The sequence below is a fragment of the Paenibacillus hexagrammi genome (assembly GCF_021513275.1).
In the GTDB taxonomy this organism is placed as follows: Bacteria; Bacillota; Bacilli; order Paenibacillales; family NBRC-103111; genus Paenibacillus_E; species Paenibacillus_E hexagrammi.
The window spans coordinates 5284055-5296641 of record NZ_CP090978.1; the positions used below are offsets into that span (position 1 = coordinate 5284055).

Sequence of the window (12587 nt, forward strand, 5' to 3'; positions counted from 1 at the left end):
TCATGTCAGGTAAAAGAATGGTACTCAGCGCTTACGGAAAACAGATACTCGATAATTTTGCCGCGTACTTGTCAATGTCCCGTCCCCAAGTCCTCAAGCTTGCCTTTGCTAGAGGATTTACGTCTGATTATGATACCCATCCAATAGGCACTCTTACAGAAAAGGGGTGGGAAATTCCAGATGTATTCAGTGAGGAAGATCTATTACTTTTCAAACACCTAATAATTAACAAATGTAAAAAAGATATAGACTCCTCTGAATTGTCACAAGAAATGTTAAAATCAATTGAAAGCGGATTATTGATGTTCGAAAAATTATACAATGAACGAAATTCTCTAGACGACCTAAAGATGCTACTTTTAAGTTAAAAAAAGTGGCACATCGATTTAGATGTGCCACCTTCATTTAATTAAATACGTTCTTTTAAAGGCGTAATATTAACTGTAGTGACGGTTTGACCAGTTAGTTCTCCACTATCAGTGAGTATAGGTCCGTGAACTAAGCATTGCCCTTTTCTCAGACTAGATATCTTTGTTTCATACCGTTTTCTCTCAGCCGAATCACTCGATAGATTAGAGGCAATATAACTTAATTCTTGCTCAGGTTGAGCAAAGTATATCTTTTGGGAAGCGTTCTGTAATCTGGCCAATTCATCGCTGCTAAGCTGCGATTTTAAGAATTGAGTAGCATACCACCCTGACCACCCAAACTTCCTACCTTCAGTCAAAATTTTGGATGAGGGTGACTGTTCCGTATGATCCAGATTCTGAGCCTCATCTAGAATAACTGGAATTGGAGTCGTCTTTTCTCCGAACCTGAGTGTAAAGTTCCACAGATCCCATAATATAAATTCAGTAATCATCAGTTGGATTTCCCTTGGGTATCCTGTCAACTGAATTATATATACTGTTCCTCTATCCGATAAAATATCCCCCCAGTTCATTAATGTATCCTTAGAAAACACCTGGCGATCGATAAAAGGACGAATTTGGGATAGAGCTGTCTTAGCGTAGTTACTTCCTTCTTCTTCAAGCAAATGTCTTAAGTGATCCAGATTCATCTCTCGATCATATGTTTGCATACCTCGTAATACTGCATCATAGATTACATTCTGTTGCTGGATACCTAAGGTTCGATATACGCTTGAGAATACACTTTTAACTCTTTCTGCAACATCGGTATCAGATTCTGGAAGTGTTAATCCTCCAATATCCCTTACATTACGTCTGAATGGATTAATCGGAAACTTATCAGTATATACGATTCTCTGCTTCAGTTTAGACCCTAAGTGGTCAACAAATTCCGGTTCCAGCTGATTTGGCAGGAATCCTTCTGTGTAGTCAACCACAATACTGGAGACTTGTTGCTTAGCTAGTTCTAATAACAAACATTGCATGAAATAGGTTTTGCCTTGGCCAGATTTTCCTGATATTAGCAAATGCCTATTTGCTAACCCTATATTTCCGTATTCCCAGTAAATATCTCTATTACTGTTCTCAGCCTTTCCAATTAACACCCTTATTTTCTCAATAGACGCCCCATTATTTGTCATTACTTGTGTAATGTCAGTTTCACCATTCGATTTCTCATTGTTACCATGTTGGCCATTAAATTCATCCAAAGATGCTTGCTCTTCAGTTACTATCAACGATTTTGGCTCTACAAGCAAATTTAGGTCATCTTTAACCAGAAGAGTCTGATCATTCTTAGGACATTCATTTTGTTTTCCTTTACCTTTAAGCTCTTCAAAATAATATTCATTGACCAAGTACTTTGAACTCGCATCCGTTAAAACCTCCCTTTGTTCAGGAGGCTCAGAAGCTATGAGGGCTTTGTTCAAAGCAATCGTATTCACTCCCTCTAGACAGTCAATGTCACATTCTCCATCAGCATGATAACTATACGATAGCATTGACTCTTTCACGAAGTCATTAGGTTTTGTTTGAATCCACTCATACATTTCATTCATTGATTTAGTTAGTCCGTTATAACCATCGGATTCAGGCAAGTTTACATAGGTTACCCCTTCGGATAATTCAGATTCACGAATATGTGCATTAGTTTGGAATGAAAGTACTGCTCCATCTCCCAATAGCCGATCCGTTTTAAAGGATATCACCATCTTATTACTTATTAATTTACTAATAATGGAGTCGCTTATCCTGTAATCCTTTTGGGGCCAAAACCCACTAGAATGCAACTTGGCCGCATTAACTAAATAGAGCTGGGCAAAAAAGTATCGATAAAATTTCGATGTAAAAGGCTTCTCCTTATTACATAAAGCCTCTCGAAATAACTTCTTCGTTTTCGTAACTTGAATTTTAGCCTTATCCATTACCGGCTTAGAATTCACCCCAATTTTCACTTCAATAGGAAAAATATGTACCAACAATTTTTCTTCCCGTTCTTCGATCCCCATCAATAACAGATCATCACTATGGGAGCCTTTGAATCCCAGATTTTTGGTTGTGAATATACCTTCCGATTTATTCAAACTTACACTTCCAGCCACCCTAAGTATTTCTTCTAGGGATATAGGGACCCATTTGATATTAGGGTGATCAAAATAGGCCAGCGCGAATTTGATAGCAGAAAGGATACTCAATTTTTCCCGCGAATAATGTCCCTTACTTCCTACAATTCGTAAAAGCCACTCTCCATTAAATGTGTTGAAAGCTTTTATTGTATTAATAGCGGTTGCATCAGTAGATTCTACTTCTTTACTCTTTAAAAACTCTTTAATTACAGCGAAATACTGCTCTGACTTATTGGTTACAGTAATCGCATCGTACTTATTAGACGAAGAGTATTGATCATTATAGTGAATCACTACCAGGTTTTCACTGAGGTTATTGAAATACTCCAAATCAAGATTAGAATCTATAAATGTAACCCAATGGGAGGCTGAGAAAATTTCATTTAAATAAACTTCCTCTGCTGCAGTAGTTCGTGAATAGATAGCCTCCCCTTTGTGATATGAATCGTTGCCTTCATTCTTCAAGTTAGCTGCGAGTTCATTTACCGAAGTCGCCACTTTTATTAATAACTCCTGGTGCGTTTCTTCGATATTTCTCATTCCAAACCCACTTCTGAAGTTTTCCGAGCCTTTCATCGAAGGAACTGAGGAATATAACCCCTTCAATGCGATCCCTGTAGTCATATCCTTCATAGGTTGAATCGCAAATTTCTCTTGCATATTCATTCTATAGTATGAAATATGAGCATATTCAAACTCATTACTTAATTCTTTCTTATAAAAGACCACTGACCGGTGGATCATACGTAATACATCAATTGAGTTTATATCTTCTACATTATCGATCTTAAGATTGAACAACCTATTAAACTCTTCTGTATCATGTGCTTTACTTAGTAAATCAAATGCACTAATAAAATTATTATCCCTGTATATCGTTACCTCGATCGGTTTTATTTCTTTTCTCGATTTTTTGTTTAATTGATCAATCATCCATGACAATATACCTCGAACAACCTCAAGGTCATTCTCAATACTAATAACATTTATTTTGACCGGGGACTTATTCTTCGAGTTAAACAAGTATGCGAAATGCTCTTCAAATTGCTGCAACTTATCTTTAACGATATTAGACAAGTATTTATTTGCGTCCGTGACGCTAACTTTCTGTACTGGCTTGTAAGCCATCCATTCTGTAGCAATTGCCTGGACATCTGATTTATAAAGTCGATCCACCCCAGTGTTCACGTATATGAAAGGAACCAAGCTTTCTGGACGTAAACGCGATAGTACAGCATTCTCTATATGTTCTGCTCCTAAAGAATTTATAAGTTCAAGCTGATAAGCCACATTAATTGGGTGGAATGGGCTGAATAGTATTTCATCAAGCGTATATAATACACCGAGCTTAAACAGATCTGTCCCTTTTCGGCCCGCGGCAACTCCGTTAGTGAAACTTTCGATCTCATTCACATATGCCTTTATATATTCTACTGCCCAGTGATAAATAGACTCGTCATAGAAAGTAAGGCTTGGAATATTATTTATTATTCTAAAACGATTAACAAATCTGTTATATGCCTCTCGAAGCTCTACACTTATTTTTATTTCATTTGGAATCAATATGTCGGAATCTATTCTTGCAGAAAGCAGTCCCTGTTCCACCCATTCTTGTTCCCAATCTAAATACGTACAATATTCATGATTCGCATAAAATTCTCTATTCCCGAATATTAGTTTGCTGCTATTTTGTACTCGTTGAAACGAACGTTCTTCTTCTCGTTTCAACTTCCAGACTCGGAATGAATGAATTGGAACCGTTTCAGGAAATTCATTACGGAACGTAATGGGAACCGTCACATTTGAATTTCCATATACAAGCTTAACATCCATCTCATTCTCATCATTATAAGAATCACTCTGCAACTGTAATTTATACGCTTTCTCTTTGTTAATATGAATAACTTGGTTCATTTCATTTACTTCAACGATTTCCTCTGAAAAACTACCATCGCCAATTTTTTTGTAATCACTTTCCATATTAGTAATAATTGAACCTCTAGCAGGATCAACACTAAAATTAGTTTCAAAATCTTTAAAATCTTCTGGACTCATAGGTAGAACCGCAATAAACAGCTCACATCCTAAAGCCACTTTATTATCATGTTTATAATTGACCCTAGTGAATAATGGCTCATTTGGAATAGTGTTTATGTTAATGGTCAAATTAACTTTTCCAGATCGAGTAGTGACGAATGTTTTAGTTTTTTTATCAACTGAAACGAAATTGTCGTTAAGTGATTTGATCTTTCCACCTAAGTCGAAATTTGCAATCAAGCTAACTTCTTCAAGGTTATCTGGATTAAAGACTATGATCTGTCTTTTTCGATTACCAGCTGTGGAATCTTTCTGAGGTCGATTCCAGAAGAGTAAATTATTCCCTGTTTTTAATTCTGCAAGCTCAACCTTAGAATTTTTACTTTCTTCTTCTGCTGCTTGTAAACCTTTTTTGACGTCAGTAAAGTCAGTTATCTTCCATAGTTCGGGCTCTTTCAAGTCCTTAAGATGTTTTAACGAAATCTTCTTCTCCAATATTTCTTCTTCATAGTTCAAGTCGTGGTACTTTTGAACGAAATCAAATAATTCACGGTTAAGATCCAGTCTATTTTTAATTTGCGTTCCTTTGTAACTGCTTAAATCAGAATCGTAAAACAAACCGAAATCAGGGTAATCGTTCTTTTCAATCCCACCTTTAGAAATTGCTGAGAAAATCTCCTCAAAATCAAAAAATGTTACTTGTTGAAAAGATAGTTCCGACATAATCTGAACCATCCGTTCATTTAATATTATTTGATCAACTTTAGAGTTAATCTTCTGTTCGATTTCCTGTTTTAATTTGCCTACGAACATCTTTGGATGCAGCGGCATACCATCTTTTTGTAAATCACTACTACCACCTGATATGGAGTCTAGCGGCCTAGACACAATGCTAAATAAGGCAGCCCCTGACCATTCTCCCTGCTGTTCGCCTACCTGGTTACGAAGCGTTACAAGAAAATCGGGATTAACCTCATTTGAAGTGTTCGCAATAACAAGTTTTACATTTTGCAATTCAAAGCATATAGTTGAATATGCAGTTCCTTGCTCATGAGTATAAGTAAATGGCTGAACTCCTACCATATCATTAAATCTTCTAACGAGATGGTTAACATCCTCATCCTTATCGACTTGTAGATAGAATCTGTCTCCTTGCTTTATACTCGAATATTTAAAGAAGTCCAGCAATAAGTCCGTAATATAGCTATAAAATTGGTTTGACATATTGCGCATCCCCACTATCACTTTTTTTATCAATAAAATTAAGACTATCTAGCAACTCAATTACAATTTTCTTAGAGATCCGATCTAATTTTATACCTCTCTTATTAAATTCTTCAAAGAGTTGATTTAGCGGAATTCTGGTATCTCTGATACACACACCCGCCAGCATTAACAACATCTCTTTAGTCAAGTTCATCGTCGTTCCTACTTTTCCTCTGAACTTAAGAAATTCATTTCCTCCCAAGTCTTCAATATAATCACCGAATTTCTTCGCCGCACCTTCTACGATTCCTTCAGTATTGCTTTTAAACAATGTTTTAATAGCTTCTTCAATAGTCTTTGGAATATCTTTCTCAGATACTTTTGTACTGAAAATCGTTTGATATTCCTGAATCCATCTTTGCAAGCTTGCTAGATACTCTGTTTTTTTCTCTATCTCAAGCTCGTTAATCTGCTCTAAAATTTCTTTATAGTGCAGGAATCTATATTTTCCCTCATACTTATTTGCTTCAAATCTGTTCAATTGTGCCAATGTATTCATATGTACAAACAGATACTTTGCCTTATCCTTAATTCGTTTATACCCTTCTAATTCATTGGTTGCTTCTCTACGTTTTCCCACTCCAACTTCCCAATCTAGCGCAAAGTAGATAGCGGTTAATTTTTCATAATCTGCTTCATAGAACCTATCAAATTTCAGTATTAACTGGCATACATACATAAATATATAAAATCTCGTTATCATTGGAAATGCATTAAGAAAATAATCCTTATGCTTACTAAGATATAATAAATCATCACAATACAACTCACTGATGACAGGTAACTTATTAGTATAGTCATTATCTTCACTATTAAACGATAGATTCAACTTATCTAGCACAAGCTCATCTAAAATATTATCTGTTTTCTTATTCAAAAAAATATTACGCACTTCTTCATTGTCCCCAACTAATATTTCAGCTGTAAACTTAGAAATCTTTCTGTACTCCTTTTTGTCTGGGGACTCCGAATAATTAAAGAGATATGGATGTGTTATGATAATTTCTCCAGAAGCCCCATATAGGTAGTCCTGTAAAAACCGTTCAATTTCCGTTTCTAGTTCAAATTCAAAACGCATCTCTTGTTTAAGCGATTTGATTAATGGGTTAACTTCAAACTCATCCTTGACTTGAACATCTCGCCATTTCACTTGACATATGTTACGCACGATATCGCCTGTTAGCTTGTAGAAATTTTTACGCAACTCCTTGAATGTATGCGTTGTAAATGGTAGCAAACTATCGATATCCTTCCCAGTCTGATGAGAGCTTTTATTCAACATCTGTAGATCTTCAACCATCAGTGCGTAGTTCATATCGTTCTCTCCTTCTCAAATACATATCCATGGAAATCATCCTTTGATAATGAAAATAACTTATTCTCACTCTCCAGATGAATAAGTAGTTCTTTGTTTTTCATGCCGCTTCCCATTAGCTTCTCTACAAAATCCAAAAATTTCAATGCATCTTCTTGGTCCTCCTTATTAGGAACATAACCATTCTTAATTCTCGTTAAAAGCTCGAACAATGAATAATCAATTTCAAGATTTGCAGTTGAATTTGAATCAGCTAATTTGTATGCGACTATTAATTTATCACTAAAATTCTCAAGTTTTGTTCCATTTTGTTTTTCATCTTGAATATGTTTTAGCTCAGGTTTTAAATCCAACTTCTGTGCAAGCCTAAATTTCGTATGTTCATCAGATAAGTAAATATAATCCTTTCTTGGGGACCCCTTCCATTTAAACACACTGTCTTTAACTTCCGTATAGATCCTTTCACTGTCTCTGGATTATACGTATTGAAGCCATATAAGCGCCATAAATATTGCTCATACATTGGGTCACTAATACTAATGCTATAGTAAAAATCCGTATTGGTTATATATGACGTAAGTATCACTGCTTCTGCGAACTTCAAAAACGGTTCGTGCTCAAGCTCCGTGTCTTTCATTAACACAGAAAGAAGTTCTCTTCCCTTAGGATACAATACATGAGCCTTAACAACTTCTTCACTATCGCTAAGCATATTAAGGTTAATCGTCAATTGATCGATTTCTTTTAGACGCTTAGTAGTATAAGGATTCAGAAGTGCCATATGTCTTAAAATAAATGAACGTTCTGGACGATTAAATAATAACATTGGTATGGAATGATCTAACTTATAAAATTCATCAAGTAATTCATATGGCGAGTTATCATCAACAACTAAGATATCAACCAGGAAATTCAAAAATGATCTGGCCGAAACTACGAGTTTAAATTTAATAATGCATTCAATCAATAACTTAATTACTGTTTGCTGAACTTGTAGTTCTCTCATGAATTCAAAGTTAAAGTGAGTCGCGGTATAAATATTATTTTTTTTATCTACTTCATAGGCTTGAATAAAAGGATTTTCTGGTTGGTTTTCAAAAACCTTATTAACTAAACCTGAATAAAACTCAGATTGCACCCCATTCGCTGTAAGTTCATATGGATGATAATCTCCAATGCAAATTAAATCAAAATGTTGTCCAGAAATATGTTGGATTCTCTTGTGAGAAAAAACGCCACTTTCATCTATAAACTTCTTCAATAAATAAAATTTATTATTTTCATCCGCTTGAATGAAGTTATGCAATACGCCCATATTAATTGCTAGCAATGTTCTTTGACATGAACCTTCCAGTTGCTCATCAGAAAAACCACTTAACGACTGCTTTAACGTTTCTAAAGCATTCATTGTAGGGGAGTAACTCTCCGTCGCATCGTTAATAATTGAATAATTCTGCACTAACTCCGGATGACTAGATTTAAGGTATGCCAACAAATGAGACTTTCCATCACCAACACTTCCACAAATCAACACGAGATTTGATTCCGTACTTTCCTGCTTTTTTTTCAAAATACTTACTAAATCCCGCTGAACTTTTCTATCAACGTGTAAATAATTCTTAAATGAAGAGAACTCATTCGCACTCTCGATGGCTTCCCGAGACGAGTCTTGCAACCGTCTCAATTCTCGAATTAGATAGCTTTCCCCCTTATTCAAATCCAGAACAATTGATGGAGACTTCTCAGTTATGTCTATTGTTCCTTCTTGTTTTATTACTTGATCACTATTCCCACTTAAATTTAACTGCCCCAGTAGCTTATTGATTTGTTGGTTTATTCTTTCATCTAAATAATCATGAGGCTTTGGCTGGTTGTAAGCTAGTTTTTCGTCTTCTTCCGAAGAATATAATTCATAAAACCATACTGCAATTTCATACATAAGCTTATGTGCTTTAAGAGGCTCTTCCAATTCAACCACGGTCTCATGAGCACCTCTATTGCCAAGTTTCCTTAAACTATGTATTGCATATTGCAATTCTTTTGTTAAATATCCTTCACTCGACAAGTATGAAACTTGATCAAATAAAGTTTTACCATAACTCTCTCGTTCATTCAGTTGTTCGAACGAAAAAATCGACTTAATAATCTCCTCCAAGAAATTTCTAGATTTCACCAATGCTAGCCCGGGGTCCTGGAATATTACTTGTTCCATGACACTGGCATGATGATAAGCAGAAGGTGACAGGCTCTCTATAAACTGAAGAAATGTCTTGTTCAATTGATTCCCCTCCGAGTCATACAATCAATTAAATATTTTGGCTTGATAATTAATATAATCCAATAATATCTAGTCTCTTGATTATTAGTTAATTTGATAATATTCGACAAATCTGTAGTTTCCCCCTCCTTTCGTAAGTAACCAAAGCACAAACAAAAATATGAATAAAACATAATTCGAGCGGATAACTCCACATACTTCCCGTTAAGCGAATGTTTCGTATACAAAATTCCCGTTCTTTAGCCTAGTGTCAGTGACTTAGAAGTTCACTTACGTACTCTCCCTTTGAGGAAGCAACAAATTGGCTTGGATCTAATTCATATTCTCGAACGATTCTCTGCCTCAGTCCTCAATAGCGCGATGAAAACATGTCACCATAGCAGGAGATAGCATCGCTTGGGTTAAGTAACTACTGCCTTCCTCCGACATGATTTGTTACATTAGTCAAAATGACTGCCCTGATGGAATATTTTTTCCTTGCTAAAAAAACTTGATTGCAGATTACTTGATCGCTAGGCTCTCAATGCTTTGAACATCAACTTCCATACATATCCTTATTATTTGCAAACTTGATGAAGCCACTTCTGTCTACAGATAACCGCGGTGCCACAAGTACTTCTTTAGTTAGGAGAACTTGTTAAAACTTTTCATGCAAACTAAGAAAGATTGTGGATGACATTGATATAATTCCTTCAACTCAATCTTCCTCTATTCTGATCATATTAATACGACAATCGTACATTTGCAGTGAATAAACACTTTAGACGAAAAAACCATTCCTTACTTACGTTAGAATGGTCACTTCCTATTAATCACTAATATAAATCCAATCATGCCTGTAACTGTTCCATCATAGATTCACGATATGAATTCGGTTCCTGTAGATCCGTTTGGACATCTACATCACATTTAAATACTAAGTCAGCTGTTGATTTGCTAATACAACATTAATTATGTTAAGAATGCTTAAAAATGAAGATATTATTATCTATCATAGTTATTGTTACAAACAAATAAATTCGACAAATAGGTCTATTTCCCTGCTTTGGAACAGGGCGGGAAGTTGAAAGTAATATTAATAATACTATCTTCCGTGTTTCACTGTGTATGCATCTTCAAAGCCTTTCGAGTACGCATAATAAATCGCAAATACAAAACAACATAACCCCATAACAGTAAGTAACATAAACATGGAAAAGTTACTAATCATATTTATTTTTGTTGATAGCTGATTACATGCCATTATTAATACAAACAACACGTAAAATTTCCAATCAGTAAGTCTCTTTATCATAACTTAAACCTCCCTTTGGTAAGGTTTCATGATCAACAATCCTAGTTCTTTAACATTATTCAAATCTAAAAACAGGCCCTTTCGGCACAAACGGCAGATGATGACCCTTAGGAAGAATATAAGCATGCTCCCTTTTACATACACCTTATCGCAGTAACCGTCTGTAATCATTAGTATAGGTCCGTTATTGGGAAAATCTTCTGCTCGCTGAAGCAGGTCGATTCCCGGTTGAAGTACCGTTCCGCCTCTGCCTTTTATCTTGATACTTTCTGCAATATCTTCAGGCTTCATGTAACCTTGGTCGTAGGCAGCGGCATCACAAAAAATCACCCTTGCGGCAGGGACATCTCTTGCTAATGCATAGCTAGCAATGGCTCCAAGAGCTTTGGCAAGCATCTTTTTATCCATAGAGCCGGATGTATCCAAGACCACACCAAACGTTCTCCCGTCCTCTTCTCCGCCATGATCAACCCATTTAGGTCTTGCTATATCAGGTGTAGCCGATTGTCTTCGACTAACCCTCGCATAAGTACGCACTTTTTCAATCGGAGAAAAATGTTGGTCAAACCACTTTGCTAGTTCTACGTCCCACGAAATTGGAGGTTGGCCCAGCGCCTTGATTTCCTCGATAAGTCCTGCTGGAATAAACCCTCTACCCAGTTCCTGATGATAGATCAGTCCTTGTTGTAGTGCGTTTTTACAAAACTCGTCAATATTGGTACCGTCTCTTGGGTCCCAATATTGACCTCGCCCTTTATCTAAAATATCCCCGCCTCCAGACCCACGAAGCGTTTGTAGTTTTCGATACGTGCGAATGTCGGTCACGATTTGATCATAGATCGACTCTGCCGACCGTCCCTTCATATCATCATCGAGTAGAATTCCCACCTGCGGAAAATCACCAACATGCATTTCGACCAGCCAATGATTAATCACATAATCACAAGCAACATTCCATAAATAATGATCTCTCCCTTGGCAGCGTTCGTGGTGTCGAAGTCCGGCGTGGAGGAGTTCGTGAGCGATAACAAATTTGCATTCCTCCTCACTGAGTCCTGCTGCCGGGTTTAAGTAAATTTCTTTATCGATAACATCGATAGCTGCAATAGAAATATCCATCCGCTGACAAATAATCGGTTCCTCTATTAATTTAAAACCAGATGCCAATGCCCCAAGTAAGGGGTAGTGGTCAATGAACCAATTTCTCGCTTTTTGCGCAGGTGACTTCACTTCATGATGTCCAAGGAGAGACTCTGCTTGACCTGCAGCGATTTTTACCGCTTGTGTTACAGCCAGTGATAATCCTTTTCCAAAACATTCTTCCCAATTGATTTTTCGGTACCGTCTTCTTTCGTTCGCATGAAACACCATATCTAAAGTGCCTTCGCCCGCTGTTCCATGATACTTTAGGCTATCCGGAATCCCTCTTTCAAGGAATTGTTCATAGAGTTGTTCCTCAGTTTTCACTGGGATGTCCACATGAAATCCAAATTCTTGAGGTTGTTTCCCCAGCTTCATGTCATATAGAAACTTTGAAACATACACGTCACAAGCCAAATTCCAGTACACTTTATTTTCTTTTTTTTGAAATGTCCAAAACCCAAATGAAGCAGGCAATGCGCAATCACATAAATCCACTCATCCACCTCTGCACGCCTCTTTGGGTGGACGTGAATGGAACCTTCTATGGTGACAACTGCCCAGCCTCCATCCGGACAAAGATTATCGCTTCCCTCCTGGCGATAGAAATAAGCATGCGCGGCAAGTGGTGAAAACATGGGGTGTTTGTTAATGTATTCTTGGGCTTCTATATAATTTTTAGTAGCAACATCGATGCTTTCAGTTCGTTTTTTGCTCATCT

At 36.6% G+C, this 12587-nt stretch carries 7 protein-coding genes; 1 reads left to right on the forward strand and 6 read right to left on the reverse strand.

All coding sequences use genetic code 11. The features are described 5' to 3' along the window. Positions 1-2: 2 nt before the first annotated feature. Positions 3-368: a hypothetical protein gene (locus tag L0M14_RS24030; RefSeq protein ID WP_235119009.1), complete on the forward strand. Its 366-nt coding sequence runs from the start codon at positions 3-5 to the stop codon at positions 366-368. A gap of 41 nt (positions 369-409) precedes the next feature. Here L0M14_RS24030 and dptH read toward each other — a convergent pair whose 3' ends face one another. The 6 genes from dptH to L0M14_RS24055 form a co-directional block, all read right to left on the reverse strand. Next, positions 410-5797 (reverse strand): DNA phosphorothioation-dependent restriction protein DptH, encoded by a 5388-nt coding sequence (gene dptH / locus L0M14_RS24035; protein WP_235119010.1) that lies wholly within the window; start codon positions 5795-5797, stop codon positions 410-412. Continuing rightward, complete coding sequence (dptG, locus tag L0M14_RS24040) at positions 5778-7154, reverse strand: DNA phosphorothioation-dependent restriction protein DptG (protein ID WP_235119011.1); 1377 nt, start codon at positions 7152-7154, stop codon at positions 5778-5780. Before dptG ends, dptH begins: the two co-directional genes overlap by 20 nt. Beyond that, on the reverse strand, positions 7151-7588 hold the full coding sequence (gene dptF / locus L0M14_RS31230; RefSeq protein ID WP_260115388.1) for a DNA phosphorothioation-dependent restriction protein DptF: 438 nt from the start codon (positions 7586-7588) through the stop codon (positions 7151-7153). Before dptF (L0M14_RS31230) ends, dptG begins: the two co-directional genes overlap by 4 nt. After that, entirely contained in the window at positions 7498-9432 is a 1935-nt protein-coding gene (dptF, locus tag L0M14_RS24045; protein ID WP_260115389.1) for a DNA phosphorothioation-dependent restriction protein DptF, read from the reverse strand. The genes dptF (L0M14_RS31230) and dptF (L0M14_RS24045) overlap by 91 nt, the downstream gene beginning before the upstream one ends. A 1297-nt stretch (positions 9433-10729) precedes the next feature. Next, positions 10730-12244 (reverse strand): vWA domain-containing protein, encoded by a 1515-nt coding sequence (locus L0M14_RS24050; RefSeq protein WP_235119012.1) that lies wholly within the window; start codon positions 12242-12244, stop codon positions 10730-10732. Next, positions 12241-12585 (reverse strand): hypothetical protein, encoded by a 345-nt coding sequence (locus tag L0M14_RS24055; protein ID WP_235119013.1) that lies wholly within the window; start codon positions 12583-12585, stop codon positions 12241-12243. Before L0M14_RS24055 ends, L0M14_RS24050 begins: the two co-directional genes overlap by 4 nt. Between the last annotated feature and the right edge of the window lie 2 nt (positions 12586-12587).

Bases quoted from the DNA above. Each gene is read 5' to 3' on its own strand.
- L0M14_RS24030 (WP_235119009.1), top strand. From the start codon at position 3: ATGTCAGGTAAAAGAATGGTACTCAGCGCTTACGGAAAACAGATACTC.
- dptH (WP_235119010.1), bottom strand. From the start codon at position 5,797: ATGTCAAACCAATTTTATAGCTATATTACGGACTTATTGCTGGACTTC.
- dptG (WP_235119011.1), bottom strand. From the start codon at position 7,154: ATGAACTACGCACTGATGGTTGAAGATCTACAGATGTTGAATAAAAGC.
- L0M14_RS24050 (WP_235119012.1), bottom strand. From the start codon at position 12,244: ATGAAGCTGGGGAAACAACCTCAAGAATTTGGATTTCATGTGGACATC.
- L0M14_RS24055 (WP_235119013.1), bottom strand. From the start codon at position 12,585: ATGAGCAAAAAACGAACTGAAAGCATCGATGTTGCTACTAAAAATTAT.